An 18,791-nucleotide genomic window follows, 5' to 3' on the forward strand; every position below is an offset into this window, starting at 1 on the left:
GCGGCTTTGCACCGGAGGCAGCCTTACAGTTCGTCCATATATTCGCTCGCGATATTGTTGACTTCCTCTATTTTTCCGGCGATGTTTTTCGGATCGCTTTGGAAGTCGTAATTAGGACTGCTATGAGCGAGACAGTCGTCCCAGGCATAACAGATTTCGCTGAGCGAAGTGAAGATTTTTTTCCTTACCGCAGGTGTCAGCTTGTCCTCGTGATCTGCATACTCGAATTTCAGCCATTGAGAATAGAGACCCACATCAAATATATCGTACTCTGCGTACATTTTATTGGCTCGTTTGAAATCCTTGATTGCCATGGCGTTGCTGTAACATCCGTAATAGAAATCGTCAATGAGTTCTTTGAACTGCGGCCTTGTGATGGAATCAGCATCCATTTCCTTTAATTCTTCACCCAACGCCGTAAGCTGGTCGTTGATACCATCGAGGCTCTGGTATACAGAACGGTCGATGTAGTGCCGCAGCTGATAGATATGACGGACGCTGAATGCCAGGCAGGCAATCAATACGATGCAAAGTAGGATGGTAACAATATTGATGTTTTCTTTCTTCATTACATTCACCTCTCTATAATCCAGATGATTCATAGATGCTGACGCTATCTGCCAGATCGTGCAAAGCTTGGGAATCTGTTATTAGGTATCCGCTCTTGTTTTTCGTCAAAATCCCTTTTTTGACGAAATCTGCTAACACATAGAGCAGATGGCGGTAGGAGACGCCTAGAAATTCTGCCGCCTCCGTATGCTTCTCTCGGTAGACGCCGCCAGTGGCAGCAGTGGAAATAAAGGCGGCCAAACGATTTTCCAGGGGATAGGCCTGGCTTTTTGAATATACTGCTGTATTGCGCAGCGCTTTTTTGCTCAAAAAGAGGCAGAGCTGGCGGAGAAATTTTGCGTCATTCATAATTTGCGCATGGCAGGCAGCGGTATCAATTCTGTAACATGTACACGGTGTAATTGCTGTCACGCCGTTTGTACATTGTTGCGCGCCTAAGAATTCCATTTCGCCAATGAAACAGGGGGCGTCGAGGAAGCTGACCAAAGAAGTTCGCCCATTCTCGTGAGTGAGAAACAATTTGGCCCTGCCCTCGGACAGGTAGTATAGGCGGGCAGTCTCTGAGCCTTCCTTTAAAATAGATTGGCCGCTTTCGAATTTCGCGGTAGAACAATAGGGCGCAATATCAAAGCTGAAGAACTCCGCAAGGGGGAATGATTTCATGAAATTAGAACCTCCGTAAATAATGTGAGATATCTCATATTCATATTACCCTGATTCGTGGTACAATGCAATAAAAGGAGGCTAAACATGGAACAGAAAGAATACTGGGACAGTGTTTCAGAAGAAAAGAAGTTTACTACACCATTTCAGACAGAGGCTTTTGGTCAGTACGTAAAAAAGACAGATGCGATTGTGGACATCGGCTGTGGTTATGGACGCACGCTGAATGAGTTGCAGCAGGAGGGGTTTACAAATCTCCTTGGTTTTGATTTTGCAGAGGGCATGATAGAACGAGGAAAGCAGCAGTTTCCCACTCTCGACTTACGAGTTAAGGAAGAGGAAAAAATCGACCTGCCTGACGACGGAGCCGACGCGGTCATCCTCTTTGCCGTTTTGACTTGCATCAGAGACGATGAGGAGCAAAGGCGTCTGATCAAAGAAATCCAGCGCGTACTAAAGCCAGGCGGCATTCTCTATGTCAATGATTTTCTCTTGAACACAGACGATCACAATCTGCCGCGTTATGAGAAATATAAGGACAAATACGGTGTATACGGCGTATTCGAACTGCCGGAAGGAGCTGTATGCAGACACCACGACGAGCGATGGATCAAAGCACTGCTGGCAGATTTCAGAGAACTGGAGTATCAGCACTTGATTTTTACAACCATGAACGGAAATCAGTCCAATGGATTTTATTTTATCGGCAGAAATAATAAGTAATAAATGACAGAAAAAGCGGCGGGTGATTCGACCCGCCGTTTCAAGTTGCATATCGTGTGTTTTTTTAAAGCTCCAGTCCTGTCAATTGGCAGTAGCGGCGAATCTCCTCCATCAAAATGGAACCTGCGGCATCGCCATCTCCGGCCAGAAGATATTTGTGAAGGCGTGCGATGCAGACGGCAGCTTGATCTCGCCGGGTCTCGCAGTATTTCTTGAAATGCAGGAGGGATACCTGCTTAAATGTGTTGTAAATCAGGGAGAATAGATTGTTGCCCGACTTGATATAGATGAAATGATGGTAGGCGAACAGTGCGTCTGCCCACTGGCCGGCATGCTGCGCGTCTGCCGGAATCTTCTCTGCGATATCAAAGAGTTCCTGCAGTTTTTCGTAGTCTGCCGGCGTGACTCTCTGGACAAACCGCTGAAATGCCAGCGGTTCCAGTACCATGCGCAGCTCCAATATGGAACGGTAGGTCTGGACGTCCATCCGATTGTTATTGTATTTGATGATTTCGGTCAAAGTTTCCAGCGACCCAGTCTCCACATAATCTGCCACAAAGGTACCCTGCTTGGGGACCGATTTGACAAAGCCGAAACGTTCCAAATCCTTCAGGCCGTCGTGGACGGCTGTCTTACTGATATTCATTTCTTCTGCCATGGCCCGTTCAGAGGGCAGTTTTTCTCCTACGGGCAGTTCTCCAGAGAGAATCATCGACTCCATCTTATTGATAAACACTTCTTTGATTGTAGGTCTTTTCAGGCTCTCGAATTTCAAAATATATTCCTCCATGCTGTTCTGGTCTGACCATATGATACCACGATTCAGAATATTTGTAAAGATTCCTTTATTTAGTTGACAAAAGGTGTTTCATCATGTATGTTAATAGTATAACAATCGTTATGGAATTTGGTCTGACCAACAGACAGTGAGTTGCAAGGTGGTAAGAATATGAAAGATTTCAAGATCATTGAGGTAAAGCAGAGCGTATTTGCAGATAATGACGCGGATGCGGAAAGGCTAAGACAGCAGCTGAAGGAAGAGAAGACCTTCCTGCTGAATCTGATGTCATCGCCAGGAGCGGGGAAGACGACGACCCTGAAGAGAACCATCGACATGCTGGCAGATGAGATGAAGATTGGCGTCATGGAGGCGGATATCGACTCCGATGTGGACGCCAGAGCCATTTCCGAGACAGGAGCCAGAACCATACAGCTTCACACCGGCGGCATGTGCCATCTGGACGCGGATATGACCAGACAGGGCGTTACCGAAATCGGCGCGAATGACCTGGATTTGGTCGTACTGGAAAACGTGGGAAATCTGGTCTGTCCGGCAGAGTTTGATACAGGCAGCGTCAAAAATGCGATGATTTTGTCTGTACCGGAAGGAGATGACAAACCGCTGAAATATCCGCTGATGTTCCAGATCAGCGACGTAGTTTTAATCAACAAATGCGATACACTGAGCGTCTTTGACGATTTTGATACAGAGGCAGTCAGAGAACGGATTCACAAGCTGAACCCGAAGGCGGAGATTTTTTTCGTATCGGCGAAGACTGGCGAAGGGTTTGAGTCCTGGACCGATTGGCTGAGATGTGAAGTGGATGATTGGAGGAACGAATAATGGCACAAGAGAGAGAATTGATCATAAAACTCGGTCAGAAGATTACTGACCGCATCGGCCACAAAGTCACCGTAGAAGATCCGGAATACTACGGACTGGCGTGTGTAGTGACGGATGAGATGGCAGAAGTGGCTTTGGCCATGAAGGTGAGAGTGCCGACCACGCCGGAAGCCATCGCAAAGAAGTGCGGCAAAAGTGTGGAGCTGACCCACCAGTTGATGGAAGAGATGAGCGTCATCGGCCTTTTGGAATACAACTGGGAAAATGCGGACCATCACAAGCAGTACGTCCTGCCCATGTTCGTACCGGGCTGTGCAGAGTTTATGAACATGAACAAAGAGCAGGTGGAAACCCATCCGGAGGTGGCACGGATGTTCGAACGGATGTCCTTTTTGCCCCTTGAGAAGATTACGCCGATGATTCCCCCGGGAGGAGCCGGGGTCGGCATGCACGTCATTCCGGTAGAAAAGGCCATACCGACAGAACAGAAGTCCCTCAGCATCGAGCATATTTCCCACTGGCTGAAAAAGTATGAGGGCAAATATGCAGTGGGCGCCTGTTCTTGTCGTCGTTCCCGCCGAATTTTGGGCGAGGGCTGCGGTCATCTGGAGGACGATATGTGCATCGGCGTCGGCGATATGGCGGACTACATTGTGGAGACGGGCAAAGGACGCTACATCGACATCGACGAAGTGATGGAGATTCTGCAGCGAGCCGAGGACAACGGTTTTGTACATCAGATTACCAACATCGACGGTGAAGATAAAATCTTCGCCATCTGCAACTGCTGCGTCTGTTCCTGTTACGCCTTGCGTACGTCACAGTATTTCAATACGCCGAACATGTCCAGGTCCAGCTACATCGCCAAAGTGGACACAGAGAAGTGCGTAGCCTGCGGCCAGTGCGTGGAATACTGTCCGGCGGGAGCTGTCAAGCTGGGACAGAAGCTCTGCACCAAGGAACCTATCGAATATCCGGTGCGGGAACTGCCTGACGCAGTCAAGTGGGGTCCTGAGAAATGGAGCCCGGATTACAGAGACGAAAATCAGATCAACTGTTATGACACGGGAACTTCCCCTTGTAAGACCAACTGTCCGGCTCATATTGCCGTGCAGGGTTACATAAAAATGGCAGCCCAGGGTAATTATCTGGATGCGCTCAAGCTGATCAAAAAAGAGAATCCGTTCCCTGCTGTCTGCGGCAGAATCTGCAACCGCCGCTGTGAGGACGCCTGTACTAGAGGCGAGATCGACGATCCAGTGGCAATAGACGATATCAAAGATTTCATTGCCCGGCAGGAGTTGAACGCGGAGAATCGTTACGTGCCGCAGATGCTCAACCAGCTGAACAAGCCGTTTGCAGAAAAGATTGCGGTCATCGGCGCGGGACCTGCTGGGATGAGTTGTGCCTTCTATCTGGCGCAAAAGGGCTATCCTGTCACAGTCTTTGAGAAAGCTGACAGGCCGGGCGGTATGCTGATGCACGGAATCCCTTCCTTCCGTCTGGAAAAAGACGTCATCGAAGCGGAGATCGACGTGCTGCGTCAGATGGGCGTCGAGTTCAAGTGCGGCGTCGAGGTTGGAAAAGATCTGACCATCGCAGGACTGCGCGAAGAAGGATACAAAGCATTTTACATAGCCATCGGCTGCCAGGGCGGACGCAAGATCGGCGTTGCCGGTGAGGAGGCAGAAGGCGTGGATACGGGCGTTGAGTTCTTATACAAGGTGAACAGCGGCGCAGACGCCAGTCTGACGGGACGCACCGTGGTCGTCGGCGGCGGCAACGTGGCGGTAGACGTAGCGAGAGCTGCGGCAAGAAGCGGCGCATCTGAGGTTTCTATGTACTGCCTGGAAAGCCGCGACATCATGCCGGCCGCAGATGACGAGGTGGCAGAGGCCGAAGAAGAGGATATCAAAATCAACAACAGCTGGGGACCGGCGGAGATTTTGACAGAAGACGGCAAAGTCAAGGCTGTCGTGTTCAGGAAATGTGTATCGGTATTTGACGATAATGGTCGATTTGCACCGGTTTACGACGAAAAAGATACCATTACGGTGGAATGTGAAAACGTGCTCCTCAGTGTAGGGCAGAGCATCCAGTGGGGCGGCCTCTTAGAGGGGAGCAAGGTTGCGCTGGGACGCGGAAACGGTGCTGAAGCAGACCCTGTTACTTACCAGACGGCTGAGCCGGACATCTTCGTGGGCGGCGACGTCTATACGGGACCGAAGTTCGCCATCGATGCCATCGCTGCGGGAAAAGAGGCGTCTGTGTCCATCCATCGCTTTGTTCACGAGGGACAGAGCCTGACCATCGGCAGAAACCTGCGCCAGTACATCGAGCTGGATAAGAAGAATCTGGATATCGCGGAGGACAGCTATGACAATTCCAGCCGCCAGGTGCCGGGCAGGAGTGATGAGGACGCAAAGACTACCTTCCGTGATCTGCGCAAGCCTCTGACCGAAGAACAGATTGCCGTCGAAACCGCGCGCTGTCTGGGCTGCGGCGCTTCCGTGGTGGACTACAACCAGTGCATCGGCTGCGGCGTCTGCACGACGAAATGCGAGTTCGATGCCATTCATCTGAACCGTGAGCTGGAAGCAAGCAAGATGATGAGAAGCGAAGACAAGATGAAGGGCATTTTGCCATACGCGGCAAAGCGTCAGATTAAGATTATGAGAAACAAGAAGGCAAATAAGAGGCGCTGATTATGCATGAATTTGGAATCGTGGTCCACGTAGTGGATACACTGGAAAAGCTGGCGACAGAAAATGATCTGACCGAGATTGCAAGTGTTACTTTGGAAATCGGCGAAGTCAGCTCGGTATTGCCGGACTACATCGTCGATGCATGGAAGTATCTGCATAAGAAATCTGCTGTTCTGACCGATGCTGAACTGAAGATTGAGCGGCTGCCGGCTGTATCCATCTGCCTGGATTGCAAGAAAACCTATCCAACCCTGGAGGGCAAGAAGCAGTGTCCCCACTGCGGCGGATTTATGACGGAATTGGTATCTGGCGATGAGTTCAATATCAAAGAGATAGAAGGCTGCTGATGATAATGGCCGGAGAACAAGGAAAACCTTGCCCTCCGGCCTATTTATATAAAAACGACCTTTGCAGGCCATTTTGTCCTATTATTCTCGTGCCATTGCCAGTGTGTATATTATATGGCTAAATTGAATTGGTCCGAATTAGGACTATTTTGTTTTTGCGCGTATATCCTATTGCTTCAACTTGTCATCGCATATAGTAAGCCGTGGTTTATGCCAGACTGCCGCCCATGAAGACGGAGAAGATAAAGCCGGCAGCGATGACGACAAATGTGATGATATCTGCCATGGAATCAAAGATTTTTTGGTGATGCTGCAGTCTGCTCCATGCATAGAAGAAAAAACCGGGAGCGAACATCAACGCGGATATGATGATATTGCTGATACCAGTTGCAAAGAGCAGCCAGAAGCCGTAAACCGTTCCCAAAATGGAAATCAGCCATACTTTGAACGTGACGTTGTTTTGCCCTAGCCTCTTATCGTGAATTGTGACTTTCAAGCAGTACAGGGCGGACAAGACAAAAGGAATCATGATGGCACTGGTTGCCAGGGTATACATGGCCTGATAAGTGGATGACTGAAAATACACGACCACAAGCAGCACCTGTACCACTGCGGCAGTCAGAATCAAGGCTGCTACCGGCGCCTTTTTTCTGTTTTCACCGGTAAGGAATTTAGGAAAACAGCCGTGAAGTGCAGGAGCAAAAGCGCTGTCCGCAGTTACGATGGTATAGGAGAACATGGCGCCTGCAATGGAAATGATGACACCGATATTGATCAGTGTTGCGCCCCAAGGCCCGACAACGCTGGCCAACAAAGTTGCCATGGCAGGGTTTCCCAGGGCAGCCAGTTCGCTTCTCGGCATCACTCCCATGCTGAGGATGGAAATTAACACATAGAGAACTAGCAGGCAGAGAAAGGACAGTTCCGTTGCTTTGCCAGCAATTGCTGTATTTTTTGCTCTGCCGGAAATGACCACAGCCCCTTCGATACCGGTGAATATCCAAACTGTTGTATAGGTGGTCTCAAGAACCTGTTTTCCAAGGGAAAGACCGGTATCCTGACCGAGGAAATTGTCCAGGAAGATATCGAAGTCGAAGGCTCCCAAAAATATAATAAATATAATAAAGGCAATAATCGGTACGATTTTGGCGATGACAATAACAGCATTTATGGTAACCGCTTCTTGCACGCCGCCCATGATTAATATGGTGAACGCCCAGATTAGAAGGGAAGCGCCGATGACGGATGCCAAATTGTTCCCGTCGCCGAACATGGGCATGAATTGCCCCAGGGCTGCAAATAATAGGGTGGCAAAGGAAACCTGAGAGAGTATGGCGCTGATCCAGTATCCCCAGGCAGCGTTGAATCCGATATATTCACCAAAGCCTTCTTTCGCATAAGCAAAAATACCACTTTTTAAATTGGGCTTTACGATACTCAATCTGTTAAAACACATGGCTAAGCAGTACATGCCGATGCCGGCGATGGCCCATCCGATGAGAACGGCAAGCGTTCCTGCTCCGTTGTTTGCCATATCAGCAAAACTGCTGAAAACCCCGCTTGCCAGGGTCGTTCCTATGGCGAAACAAGTTAATTTAAAAAGGCCGAGGCCTTGACGTTCACTCATAATTCGTGTCCTCGCTTGTAAATAAAGATAGTATTAATATGAGTGACAAGTGAGGATTTATACTTGGAAAAAAAGGGAACCTGCTTCATACGTGAAATGAAAGACAGGATTCCCTTTGTTAGTCATAGTATTACAGCTGCGGCGTAGATTTAGGAATGATTTTGTTTACAATATCGGAAGTTTAAACGTAATGATTGTAAAAATAATCATACCGAATAACGCAAACGGATAAGTAGCGCCGTAGCCTGCTCCGGGATCGTCGCTGCCCAGCGCGTCGGTGGCGGCGCCCAGTCCGGGAGTGGAGGTCATGCCGCCGCAGATGGCCCCGCAGAGCATGACCCAGTTCAGCTTAAATACGTAGCGGCCCAGGAGGAATCCGACCAGGATTGCCAGCAGACCGACAATGATAGACACAATTGCAAGGGTCAGACCCGCGCCTGCCAAAGCCGTAATCGCGCCGTATCCGTAGTTGAGTCCGACAATAGCCAGAAAGAAAACCAGGCCTAATTCTCTGACCGTGGCCAGGGTTTTGGGGTCCATTCTGAAGGAAAGGGGACCGATTTTACCGACGTATCCCAACGCCAGGGAGGCAATGAGGACGCCGCCGGTGGACTCCAGACTGACATACCCGAGAGGACCCATGTAGACGTTCAGGTTTCCCAACAAATATCCGGCGAAACACACGATGGCAAAAGAAAGGATATTGAACGGTGTGGTTGGGATTTCTTTGACTTTAATGTCTTTCTTTGCCTGGGCCATTTCCAATGCATATTTTCGCTTTTCCTCCTCCACATTAAAACGGAATATAACATTGAGAAAATTAACTGCTAAGATAACTACGATGACGCCGAATGGGTAACCGACGGCATAACCCATACCTACCTGTCCGGCTGCATTAGAGGCATAGGCTTTTATCATGTCCGCGTCCAGTTTATGAATCTCAGAAGCCTTTAAATCGTAGTCGTCGCTGATATTGATTACGTCAATGACTGCAGCTTTTTTTTCGGCAGACAAAGCTTCATAATCTGCAGCAGTCTCTTCCGCATGTTTTTCTGACGTCTCCAGTGCGGAGGCCAGCCCTGGAGAACTGGTGAGCGCGCCGGTATAGACGCCGGATACCGCATAGGCATTGGTTCCCTTGACGATGGCTGTCGCGCCGTAAGTGGCGCCAGCGCCGACCAAAGTGATGACCAGCCCCAATATGACAAACTTGGCGCCGTATTTTCTGAGGACGATACCTAAATCTTTTGCCGCAAGCAGGCCAACTGCCGCAACAAAGAATATCAGAGAGGTGGAAAAGAAATTCGTGTGAATCAGTTTCCCGCTGTTTCCTGAGAAAATGGTCGATGCTGCAGCAAAACCCGCCGCGTTTTCGTCGCCGGACATAAAGATTCCGTTGGCGTATTTATACACGATCCAGCCGATGACCAGACCTGCAAAGAGCGCACCCGATGCGCCAAAACTGAACTTTCCAAACTTGATTTTACCGAATAGCAGACCCAGAGCGATGGTGATGAACATCAGCACAAAGGGATTAAATAGCAGACTCATGTAGTCAAAGTGAATAAAACGCATTCTACCCTCCCATAAATAGTAAAGATACCATGAATAATTATATAGCAATAGAAAGGGGTTACAACCCCAGCGACAGATTGAAAACTTGTACATTTGTTTATTTTTTGTATATTCCGGTTGTACAACATGTAAAAATATGGTAGCATAAAGATAATGAACGGATTTACAAGAGAGGTTTTGGAGATGACAGATATATTGCTAATTGGAATCAAGTGCCTTGCGGCAATTCTAGCAGGAATTTTTGCTGGCAACGGTGCAGTGTACTTCTTTAATAAAATGCCCGCCGCCTGGCTTTGCGATTATGGGGAAAAACCGTCAGAGGAATTGCTGGATCCTTATACACAGAGAGTCAAGAGTTATCCGTGGAAATTCATCTTCACAATGTTGTTCGTCGTATTAGGAATTAAGATGGTCATGGACGACTGGCAGTTTGCTATAGCCGGCATCTGCGCCCTATGGCTTCTGCTGGAGATGGCCATTGCAGATCAAAAATATCGGATTGTGCCGGACCAGTTGATTATTCTTTTGGCGCTGACCGCATTGGGATTTATCCCTTTTCATGGAAATTGGCTGGACTGCCTGATTGGGGGCGCTGTCGGCTTTGGCGTTATGGGTTTCGTAGCCATACTGGGAAAAATGGCTTACAGGCGAGATACCCTGGGCGGCGGAGATATCAAACTATTTGCCAGTCTGGGATTGATTACAGGACTTAATGGTATTCTGATTATCTTTGTGATTGCGACCTTAATCAGCGCGGCTCACTTGATTTGGCTCCTTGCCCGCAAAAAAATAAAGCGCAGCGATACCGTTGCTATGGTTCCCTACATTGCCATTGCCGCATCGGTCTATCTGGTGTTTCTATGGGGTTATGCAGATGTTTTACTACTGTGATCGGGGCAGGAAATGACTGGAGTGTTAGGATGCCGCAGCGAATAAAGACAGTTGTGGTCTGGCAATCCGGCGCAGGAATATGCTGCTTGCGTCGGACTTAGCAAATCAACTTAATTTCTAAAACGGCAGAGAGGTGGTATTATGTTTATAGATATGAAATCCCAGTGCTTCATGGAAGCGGCAAAATGCTTGAATTTCACGAGAGCGGCGGAGAAGCTGTACATTTCACAGCCGGCACTGTCAAAGAACATCGCGGCCTTAGAAGAAGAGTGCGGCATGAAGCTATTTTACCGTGATACGAAACGCAGCAAAGTCAAGCTGACTGCTGCAGGAGCGGTCATGCTCTGTGAGTTTCAGAAGATGGAAGTGATTCTGGATGGCGTCATTGACAAGGCTCGCCGGGCGGAATCAGGACAGGAAGGACATTTGACCATCGGTTTGCTTTTCGGACAGATTTTTAATGAAATTACCAGAGGGGTGTTAAACCACATCGATGAAAACTATCCGAAGATTGAAATTGAGAAGTTATCAGGCGGCTTTCGCGACCTGCGCACCTGGCTTGACGATGGTTCGGCAGATATGGTCGTCACATATGAAGAAGAAGCCCAGCTGGTGAAGAATGTGATTTACGAAGAGGTTGCGGAAGTATACCTGGGATTTCTAATTCCCAGAGGGCATCCTTTGACAAGAAAACGGACCGTCAAGATCCGAGATTTAGAAAATCAAAGGATCATCATTCCCGACGAGAAAGAAACCTTCGCAGTGTATGAGCATTTCCGGGAACTGTGTATGATGGAAGGTTTTGTACCCCAGGAGATTCAGGCCGTGGACTTGAATCACATGAATATGATGGCAGAAATGGGAAGAGGGATCAGTATCGCCAGGGAAGATACTATGGTGACCAGAAGTCCAAACGTCAAATATTACCGCAGCGAGGAATTGGGGAAGGTCAGACTGGTGGCGGCTTGGAAGAGGGATAATCTCAATCCGATCATCACTTTCTACCACAACATGTACGAAGAAATCTATCAGAATAACAAAACAGAATAGTCAGACGTATTGCACCGAGCCCATAACTTCAAGTTATGGGCTTATAAATTATTTGAATTTTACGGCAGGTCAAATATTTGGTATCTTGTAATTGACAGAAAATTAACGGACTTATTTTAAACGTGATCTACACTAAAACAAAACTAAGTATCGGAGGAATTATTTATGAGTAACCAAACTACTACCGTAAAGGCCAGCAAGAGCAACTTTGGCTCTAAGGGCTGGTTCGTAATTATCTTTTCGTTCCTGTGCATCTTGCTGCAGAGTTCACTGATCAACGACTCGCTAAATGTCGTAATTGAACCATTTGCACAGACAAGAGGATGGAGCACCAATTCGCTGTATGCATTCTCATCGGTTTGCTCAGCGATTTCAGTGCTGGGTGCAGCATTCTGGGGATTTGTAACTAACAAGACCAACATCAGATTTGCATGGGGCATCTCCCTGGCAATCACAGCAGTTGCTTGCTTCTTTTGGGGCGGCGCACAGAGCAGCACGATCTACTTCGTCTGTCTGGCTGTTTCTACAGTCTGCGGCATGGCATTCTGCTACATCGCCAACATGAACGTCATCTCCAACTGGTTCCCCAAGAAGAAGGGCATCGCCATGGGATGGGTCACCATCGGATTCCCGCTATCCGCTGCTATCACCACACCGCTTGTAACGAAGCTGCTGGAAGCAGGGGGGCTGGAAAAGGTTTACACTACATATGCCATTGTGGCAGCAGTCTTCGCAGTTATCGCCTTTGCTTTCATCAGAGACTATCCGGAGCAGGCGGGCGCTTATCCTGACAACGACAAATCTTACTCAAAAGAGGAAGCGGATAAAGCACTTGCCGATGGCCTTGCATATATGAAGACATCGCCGTGGAAGCCGGGTAAGCTGTTCAAAACCGCTACCGTATGGAAGATGGCATTTTCTCTGGGCGTGCTCGAACTGCTCTCCCTGGGCATTATGACCAACTTCGTTCCGAGATTCCTGCAGGCAGGCTACCAGAAACCAGAAATCTTTACAATGCTGGGTATTGCCGGAGGGCTGGCTTGTTTAGGAAGCTACGCTTGCGGCCAGTTAGACGCTCACGTAGGATCAAAGAAAGCGATTCTGATCACACAGGTCATCGCCATCGTCGCCATCGTACTGAACCTGATTCCGACGAAACCGACACAGTATCTGTCACTGCCGTTCCTGGCTATGATGCTGGGCGGCGCGTCCAACTACCTGGTATCCCTGGCAAACACCATCTGGGGCCGTTATGACTTCCCAATGGCATATAAGGTGCTGAAACCGATGGTAGCCTTAGTAGGAGCCTGCGGCGTAGCGATTACAGGCATTATCGGTCAGACCTTCTCCTACGTGGTCGCATATGGCGTTCTTGGAGGACTGGCAGCCCTGGCGCTTGTCATCATGATGGCAACACCAGATACTTATATCGGAAGACGCGAGGACGAGGTGAGGAAAGCCTCCTAAGGCGTTTCACGAGTAATCATATTAATAACCAAATCGGCATTAGTCTTATTATAGAAAACAATGTATAATATTTTAGGAGAATAGAAAGAGGAGTTTTAAGATGAAGATTTTAGGCATTTCCGGCGGAAGCAAAAACGGTAACAATGATGCAATGTGCAAAGAAGCCCTCATGGGCGCAAAAGAAGCAGGAGCAGAAATTGAGTTTATCAACCTGAACGAACTACATATTGAACACTGCACGGGCTGTACGGCTTGCGTAATGAGTCTGATGAGCGGCAAAGGCGGAGCCTGTCCAGTCAAAGACGACTTCGAATGGCTGAGAGACAAGATGATGGACGCAGACGGCATTGTCTGGGCGATTCCAATCTTTGAAAAAGGCGCATCCGGCCTGTTCAGAACGATTACGGACAGAATGGGACCGAGAAACGACAAAGCGATGATTATCGTCGGCAGCAAGATTGCAGAGGAAACTGGCGGAACTCTGCCAGACCAGAGAATGCTGAAAGAGAAAGTCGTTTCTTATATCGGCATCGGCGGTTCCGACTGGTCCACAAGAATCCAGTGCGACTTCTTCAACCAGTCCCTGACACCGGCTTGGACCGTGGTGGATACGGAAGTATTCCCTTGGTCAAAATGCATCGTCATGGAAGAGGAAAAGGTGAAGAGAAGCCATCAGATCGGTGCGGACCTCGCCAATGCAGCCAAAGATATCGAAAATGCCAAGTGGATCGGCGATCCTGGAATCTGTCCTCACTGCCACTGCAGAAACTTCTATCTCAATGACGACGCAACAAAGGCTGTCTGCTGTGCGTGCGGCTTAGAGGGAGAAATCAAAGTCACAGACGGAAAAGTATCCTTCCACTTTGATCCAGAGACAGAAGGGCACGCACACGATACGCTGTCAGGAAAGTTCATCCATGTAGATGACATCAAAGAAAACGAAGGCAAGCTGATGGAATGGAAGAAGACCGACGAATTCAAGCAGAAGAAGCAGGCCTATATCGATTTCATTTCTTCCAGCAAACCGGCAAAATAAGAACAGGAGATGAGAAAATCATGACAAAGAACATGCTCGGCTTTGAGCCGATGAGAAGCTTGATCTATGTTGATGTAGCAAAAGAGGATTACAGAGTAAAATTGGAGAACTGGCTGTACAAATATCACATTCCGGACAGCATTTCTCAGTTCGGACCTTACGTATCTAAATATGCCTTTTATCAGGCATTGCCAGTACCAGAAGGCGGAGAACGCTTTGGCGCGATTAAAATGCAGCTGACGGAGCATTACTGGCTGGCAAATCCGAACAACATCGCCCAGTTTGACCACCACAAGGCGCTGACGGAGTTTTTCCCTCCGGACGTGCTCAAATGGCAGGGCAATCTTCCTGACGAAGATTTCCAGTGTGAAAACGTGGAAGGAGACGAAGCCAGAGCAGTAAAAGGCGACGCTTCTAAAGGAACGGTGCCGTTCATCTTCGCTTTTGTTCCGGTTTGGTGGGAAGAGGACTACAAGGGTGCAGGCCGGACCATCGAGGACGGCCCGAACTACAGATGGCAGATGGTCATCAAATTCCCGGACGACGCAAAGGATACTGGAGACAAGTGGCTGCGCGACGAATTCATCCCAGCTTTCGTAGAATGTGAAGAGACGACGAGAATTCTGTCCAGCAAAGTCATCAAAGAAGCCAACGGCTGCGAATTTGACAGAGTAGTTGAAATGTGGTTCGAGGGGCCGAGCGCTTGGAAAGCGGCAGTAGATAAGGCGGCCAAGAAAGTGCGCAGACCTGCCTGGTTCGAGACAGAGGACTTCCCATATCTGACACAGTCCTACGGTATCTCCAGCGTGTTCCTGTCTGATATCGCTAGATCAGACAACATGACACAGTACAACGGATATATTACAATGAGATAATGGTTCTGGTCCCAATTTGCGGGCAGCAAATTGCAGTACAGACCTTATGGTGGGAGACCTAACCCGATTCAGCAAAGCAGAATCGTTGGCAGGTCCCCTGTGAAGAGTGCAGCGCTTAAGCGTGTCACTCGACGGCAATGCGCCCCAAGAGAGCGAGAGAAGAGAAGCTCGATTGGTGAGGAGCGAGTCGTATAATGTGAAGAACGGTTAGAGACTGGCCCTGCCGGCCGGTCTTTCGCCTATTCAAGACAGGAAGGAGACAATATGGCAGAAGAGAAATTCTACGCAAAAGGACCTGGCAACGAAGGTTATATCAAGAACCTGGAAGTCCAGTCCTTCTGCAATCTGGACGGCGAATGCGGCATGTTCCAGATGGCTTTATATAAGACGGAAGAAGGTAAATACTACCTTTACGGCGCCTGCTTCGGCGGCACCAAGAACGGCGTCATGATCAGTGACGTGACAGACCCGAAGAATCCGCAGTTCATCAAGCATTTTCAGCTGGTAGATCCGAAGGAATATCCGACGACCACCACGCCGAAGCTGCAGATTGCAGATGACTTGATGATTTGCGCCATGAGCGCAGGCTCCGGCCCTGACGCGCTGGTGGACCAGTCTGAACTGAAGAACATGAAGTGTGAGGTGGGCATCAGGATTTACAGCCTCAAAGAAGACCCGCTGAACCCGAAATTTCTGGGTTACTGGGACTGCGGCGTACCCCACTCCATCGGCGTACATCGCTTTATGTATAACGGAGGCAGATATGTCCATCTTTCCTGCGAATCGGACCGCTTTGAGGGCACGATTTACAGAATCGTCGATATCGCGGATCCGACTAATCCCGTAGAAGCGGGCAACTGGTGGTCTCCGGAGCAGTTCGTAGACGGATATCCCGGCAGAACCGTGGATCATACGGCGCCGCATGTGCCGGCTTTCATGGACAAAGGCTGGATGCACGGACCTCCGTTTGTCAGAGACGGCAAAGCTTACCTGGGTTACTGCGGAGACGGTCTCTATGTCCTGGACGTAGAGGATATGACACGCCCTAAGTGTCTGGGAAATCTGCGGTTCATGCCGGCTTTCTGCAGCGAACTGGCTGGAGCCAGGACCCATACGGCGCTGCCGCTGCCTGGAAGAGATCTGGTAGTAGTAACCAACGAGGGTGAAAGATTCCAGTTCTTCCCAGCAGATAAGAAACTGGCGCCGCAGGCAATGAACAACATCCACATGGTGGACGTCAGCAATCCGGCAAAACCGACCCTCATCGCACAGTTCCCATATCCGGAAGTCCCGGAGGACTTCCCTTATCAGAATTTCAATGTGATGCAGAGAGTCAATGCGGGACCGTTCGGACCCCATAACCTTCACGAGCCGATGGATGGAAAACCGTGGCTGGAGCAGAGAGGGGACAGAGTCTACTGCTGTTACTTCCACGCGGGACTCAGAGTCTACGATGTGAGCGATCCCTATTACATCAAAGAAATCGCTTACTTTATTCCGCCGAATCCAAATAAGAAGCCGGAAGAATCCTACTTCCCTGGCTTCCCTGGACCGCGCAATGCGACGACGGAAGACTGCATTGTGGACGACAGAGGCAATATCATCATCGATGCTCTTGACGACGGATTCTATATTCTGAGGATGAAAGAAGACAAATAGTTTCTATAGCGATCTGTTCACTCAATAAAAAAATCAGGACTGGAAGCTTCATTTGGAGATTCCGGTTCTGATTTTTTATTTTAGAAGGGCATCAGGGGTGACTTTCTTATGAGTGCAAAAAAAACGGCTTTTGAGCACAATCCTCAATTGACATATGCTTGCCTAAATGATAACTTTAATATAGATAGATAGAAAGTGTGGAAAGATAGAGTATGAAGAGAAAATGCAGCCTGAAAAGTTTGATGATTGCAATTTTCCTATTGTGTGCCGTAATTTGCGCTGTGGGAGTCATTAAGATGGACACTTTTCCAAATCAGAGGATACCGCTCATGACGAAACCGGCTTTTGAAAAGGGGTGGACATACCAAGCAGGGGGCAGGCAGGGAACGGTGGACAGTTTTCCCTTCCATCGAAAAGATAAAACTGATACGCTGGTTTTAACTGCGGAGCTTCCCCACCTGGATGGCAGCGAGTACCTGTCTTTTTCCAATCAATATACCAGCTGCCAGGTCTTTGTGGACAGTGTGAAGATATTCGACTACGGGGAGGAAACAACGGCGCCTTTTGGCTCTATGCTGGGCAACGTGTCGTGCAATGTACCGCTGAAGAGTCAGTACAGTGGAAAGACGATTTCTATCCGTTTTGAGAAACAATACAGTTTTGCCGGTTTCAGTGTAGAGGAAATGCTCTTGGGCACAGGCAGTGAGATCCGCTTCTACTATGCGAAGGCTAACGTCGGGGTATTGGCTTGTACCCTGCTGATGGCCATCATTGCGGTCGCCATGTTTATTCTGTACCTGGTGCAGAAGGCAAAGCGATTTAAATACAATTATAGACTGTTTTTACATTTGAGTGTCGTCGCCTTCACAGGAGCGATGTGGATTCTGACAGATTCTCTGCTGCCGCAGTTCTTTTTGGGCAGCACCATTATCATTACAGTCCTGTCTTTTTGGTCGTTTATGGCTATGCCCATACCCGTCGTCAATATTGTGGCCGATTTCTGTAATCATGGGAAGAAAGGTCTGCATCTTGCCCAGATGGTGATCCTTCTCAATATGATCGTACAGACCTTGCTCTATATGCTCAACTTGGCGGATTTTCCCCAGATGCTGCTGGCCACTCACTTGATTTTAGTCTTTGCATTGATTTGTATTGTCTACGCCCTCATCAGGGAATGCAAAAGCAGAGAAGCCCGGTTTACCAATGATATTTTATTTGCAATCTTTGTGCTGGTTCTCTTCGGCCTTGTCGCCTTAGCAGACTTCTATGTGTCGGGAACCAGCAACAACAACAGTCTGTATTATCGCTGGGGCATCATCATTTTTGTCCTCCTTCTGACTGTGGTCAACATCAAGAGAATGGGCGTATTTCTGGAAGAGTGGGAGCAGAATCGCGTGCTCAGCAAATTGGCTTTCACGGACATCATGACCAAGACTAGCAATCGCTCGGCTTATGAACGTTATATGGACGACAAAGCCGGCTGCGACGTAAAGAAGGCAAACTTGTCGTTCATCTTGATCGATCTTAACGATTTGAAAAAGGTAAACGACACTTATGGACACAGCGCCGGAGATCAGGTACTCATCGACGCTGCGCGTTGCATTAAAAAAGTCTTAGGAAATGTGGGCGATGTGTACAGAATAGGCGGAGATGAGTTTGTAGTAATTATAGAAGGAAAAGACGTGGACGGCCAGGCGTATCAGGCAAAGCTGACAGAAGAAATTGAAAAAAGCAATCACAAGGCAAAGTATCCCTTTACGATGGCTTTTGGCTTCGCGTCAGCGAAAGCTGAGGGCTGCAATGATCTGAAAGAACTGCAGAAAAAAGCTGATCTGAACATGTATCTGGATAAACAGAACTATAAAAAGCAATAGAGGCGGCCTGCCGGCCGCCTCTTTTTGTTGCTGCAGCGTCAAAATTATGGGCATTCATCAATTAAATAGAGAAAAAAATAGGGATTTATGGTATACTATAATGGA

16 protein-coding genes are annotated in these 18,791 nt (G+C 48.5%); 11 read left to right on the forward strand and 5 right to left on the reverse strand.

Annotation, left to right across the window (positions count from 1 at the left end; genetic code table 11):
• Positions 1-23: 23 nt before the first annotated feature.
• The gene (locus BN6539_RS06620; protein WP_067535493.1) at positions 24-569 is read right to left on the reverse strand and encodes a hypothetical protein; all 546 of its coding nucleotides are present in this window, start codon (positions 567-569) and stop codon (positions 24-26) included.
• 13 nt (positions 570-582) lie between these two features.
• Positions 583-1,233 (reverse strand): transcriptional regulator YeiL, encoded by a 651-nt coding sequence (yeiL, locus tag BN6539_RS06625; RefSeq protein WP_067535496.1) that lies wholly within the window; start codon positions 1,231-1,233, stop codon positions 583-585.
• Positions 1,234-1,320: 87 nt separating this feature from the next.
• On the opposite strand from yeiL, the gene BN6539_RS06630 reads away from it, so the two are divergent.
• Positions 1,321-1,956: a class I SAM-dependent methyltransferase gene (locus tag BN6539_RS06630; protein WP_067535499.1), complete on the forward strand. Its 636-nt coding sequence runs from the start codon at positions 1,321-1,323 to the stop codon at positions 1,954-1,956.
• 64 nt (positions 1,957-2,020) lie between these two features.
• On the opposite strand, the gene BN6539_RS06635 is transcribed toward BN6539_RS06630, so the two are convergent.
• On the reverse strand, positions 2,021-2,731 hold the full coding sequence (locus BN6539_RS06635; RefSeq protein WP_067535502.1) for a FadR/GntR family transcriptional regulator: 711 nt from the start codon (positions 2,729-2,731) through the stop codon (positions 2,021-2,023).
• Between the two features lie 174 nt (positions 2,732-2,905).
• Between BN6539_RS06635 and hypB the strand changes: the two genes are divergently transcribed.
• The 3 genes from hypB to BN6539_RS06650 are packed head-to-tail and all read left to right on the forward strand — an operon-like array spanning position 2,906 to position 6,632.
• Complete coding sequence (gene hypB / locus BN6539_RS06640) at positions 2,906-3,580, forward strand: hydrogenase nickel incorporation protein HypB (protein WP_067535506.1); 675 nt, start codon at positions 2,906-2,908, stop codon at positions 3,578-3,580.
• The gene (locus tag BN6539_RS06645) at positions 3,580-6,285 is read left to right on the forward strand and encodes an FAD-dependent oxidoreductase (RefSeq protein ID WP_067535511.1); all 2,706 of its coding nucleotides are present in this window, start codon (positions 3,580-3,582) and stop codon (positions 6,283-6,285) included. Before hypB ends, BN6539_RS06645 begins: the two co-directional genes overlap by 1 nt.
• Positions 6,286-6,287: 2 nt before the next feature.
• Positions 6,288-6,632, forward strand: coding sequence for a hydrogenase maturation nickel metallochaperone HypA (locus tag BN6539_RS06650; protein WP_067535514.1), 345 nt, complete (start codon positions 6,288-6,290; stop codon positions 6,630-6,632).
• A gap of 208 nt (positions 6,633-6,840) precedes the next feature.
• Here BN6539_RS06650 and BN6539_RS06655 read toward each other — a convergent pair whose 3' ends face one another.
• Together BN6539_RS06655 and BN6539_RS06660 are read right to left on the reverse strand one after the other, a co-directional pair.
• The gene (locus BN6539_RS06655) at positions 6,841-8,259 is read right to left on the reverse strand and encodes a basic amino acid/polyamine antiporter (RefSeq protein ID WP_067535518.1); all 1,419 of its coding nucleotides are present in this window, start codon (positions 8,257-8,259) and stop codon (positions 6,841-6,843) included.
• A 165-nt stretch (positions 8,260-8,424) separates the two neighbouring features.
• Positions 8,425-9,834 carry an aspartate-alanine antiporter-like transporter gene (locus BN6539_RS06660; protein ID WP_148484457.1) on the reverse strand — a complete coding sequence of 470 codons (1,410 nt, stop codon included), beginning with the start codon at positions 9,832-9,834 and terminating at the stop codon, positions 8,425-8,427.
• 153 nt (positions 9,835-9,987) lie between these two features.
• On the opposite strand from BN6539_RS06660, the gene BN6539_RS06665 reads away from it, so the two are divergent.
• From BN6539_RS06665 to BN6539_RS06695, 7 genes are all read left to right on the forward strand, one after another.
• Positions 9,988-10,725, forward strand: coding sequence for a prepilin peptidase (locus tag BN6539_RS06665; protein WP_082907390.1), 738 nt, complete (start codon positions 9,988-9,990; stop codon positions 10,723-10,725).
• Positions 10,726-10,866: 141 nt separating this feature from the next.
• Positions 10,867-11,775, forward strand: coding sequence for a LysR family transcriptional regulator (locus tag BN6539_RS06670; RefSeq protein ID WP_067535524.1), 909 nt, complete (start codon positions 10,867-10,869; stop codon positions 11,773-11,775).
• 165 nt (positions 11,776-11,940) lie between these two features.
• Positions 11,941-13,242 (forward strand): MFS transporter, encoded by a 1,302-nt coding sequence (locus BN6539_RS06675; RefSeq protein ID WP_067535527.1) that lies wholly within the window; start codon positions 11,941-11,943, stop codon positions 13,240-13,242.
• A gap of 100 nt (positions 13,243-13,342) precedes the next feature.
• Complete coding sequence (locus BN6539_RS06680; RefSeq protein ID WP_067535532.1) at positions 13,343-14,278, forward strand: flavodoxin family protein; 936 nt, start codon at positions 13,343-13,345, stop codon at positions 14,276-14,278.
• Positions 14,279-14,298: 20 nt separating this feature from the next.
• The gene (locus BN6539_RS06685) at positions 14,299-15,153 is read left to right on the forward strand and encodes an acetyl-CoA hydrolase (RefSeq protein WP_227142406.1); all 855 of its coding nucleotides are present in this window, start codon (positions 14,299-14,301) and stop codon (positions 15,151-15,153) included.
• A gap of 264 nt (positions 15,154-15,417) precedes the next feature.
• A complete protein-coding gene (locus tag BN6539_RS06690; protein ID WP_067535535.1) occupies positions 15,418-16,812 on the forward strand; it encodes an LVIVD repeat-containing protein in 1,395 nt (464 codons plus the stop codon).
• A 296-nt stretch (positions 16,813-17,108) separates the two neighbouring features.
• A complete protein-coding gene (locus BN6539_RS06695) occupies positions 17,109-18,686 on the forward strand; it encodes a sensor domain-containing diguanylate cyclase (RefSeq protein ID WP_187375463.1) in 1,578 nt (525 codons plus the stop codon).
• The last annotated feature ends 105 nt before the right edge of the window (positions 18,687-18,791 follow it).

Origin of the sequence: Emergencia timonensis (genome assembly GCF_900086585.1) — a bacterium.
Lineage (GTDB): Bacteria > Bacillota > Clostridia > Peptostreptococcales > Anaerovoracaceae > Senimuribacter > Senimuribacter timonensis.

Excerpts from the sequence above, each read along its gene's own strand:
- BN6539_RS06620 (WP_067535493.1), bottom strand. The coding sequence starts at position 569 with ATGAAGAAAGAAAACATCAATATTGTTACCATCCTACTTTGCATCGTA.
- yeiL (WP_067535496.1), bottom strand. The coding sequence starts at position 1,233 with ATGAAATCATTCCCCCTTGCGGAGTTCTTCAGCTTTGATATTGCGCCC.
- BN6539_RS06630 (WP_067535499.1), top strand. The coding sequence starts at position 1,321 with ATGGAACAGAAAGAATACTGGGACAGTGTTTCAGAAGAAAAGAAGTTT.
- hypB (WP_067535506.1), top strand. The coding sequence starts at position 2,906 with ATGAAAGATTTCAAGATCATTGAGGTAAAGCAGAGCGTATTTGCAGAT.
- BN6539_RS06645 (WP_067535511.1), top strand. The coding sequence starts at position 3,580 with ATGGCACAAGAGAGAGAATTGATCATAAAACTCGGTCAGAAGATTACT.
- BN6539_RS06650 (WP_067535514.1), top strand. The coding sequence starts at position 6,288 with ATGCATGAATTTGGAATCGTGGTCCACGTAGTGGATACACTGGAAAAG.
- BN6539_RS06655 (WP_067535518.1), bottom strand. The coding sequence starts at position 8,259 with ATGAGTGAACGTCAAGGCCTCGGCCTTTTTAAATTAACTTGTTTCGCC.
- BN6539_RS06660 (WP_148484457.1), bottom strand. The coding sequence starts at position 9,834 with ATGCGTTTTATTCACTTTGACTACATGAGTCTGCTATTTAATCCCTTT.
- BN6539_RS06665 (WP_082907390.1), top strand. The coding sequence starts at position 9,988 with ATGAACGGATTTACAAGAGAGGTTTTGGAGATGACAGATATATTGCTA.
- BN6539_RS06670 (WP_067535524.1), top strand. The coding sequence starts at position 10,867 with ATGTTTATAGATATGAAATCCCAGTGCTTCATGGAAGCGGCAAAATGC.
- BN6539_RS06675 (WP_067535527.1), top strand. The coding sequence starts at position 11,941 with ATGAGTAACCAAACTACTACCGTAAAGGCCAGCAAGAGCAACTTTGGC.
- BN6539_RS06680 (WP_067535532.1), top strand. The coding sequence starts at position 13,343 with ATGAAGATTTTAGGCATTTCCGGCGGAAGCAAAAACGGTAACAATGAT.
- BN6539_RS06685 (WP_227142406.1), top strand. The coding sequence starts at position 14,299 with ATGACAAAGAACATGCTCGGCTTTGAGCCGATGAGAAGCTTGATCTAT.
- BN6539_RS06690 (WP_067535535.1), top strand. The coding sequence starts at position 15,418 with ATGGCAGAAGAGAAATTCTACGCAAAAGGACCTGGCAACGAAGGTTAT.
- BN6539_RS06695 (WP_187375463.1), top strand. The coding sequence starts at position 17,109 with ATGGACACTTTTCCAAATCAGAGGATACCGCTCATGACGAAACCGGCT.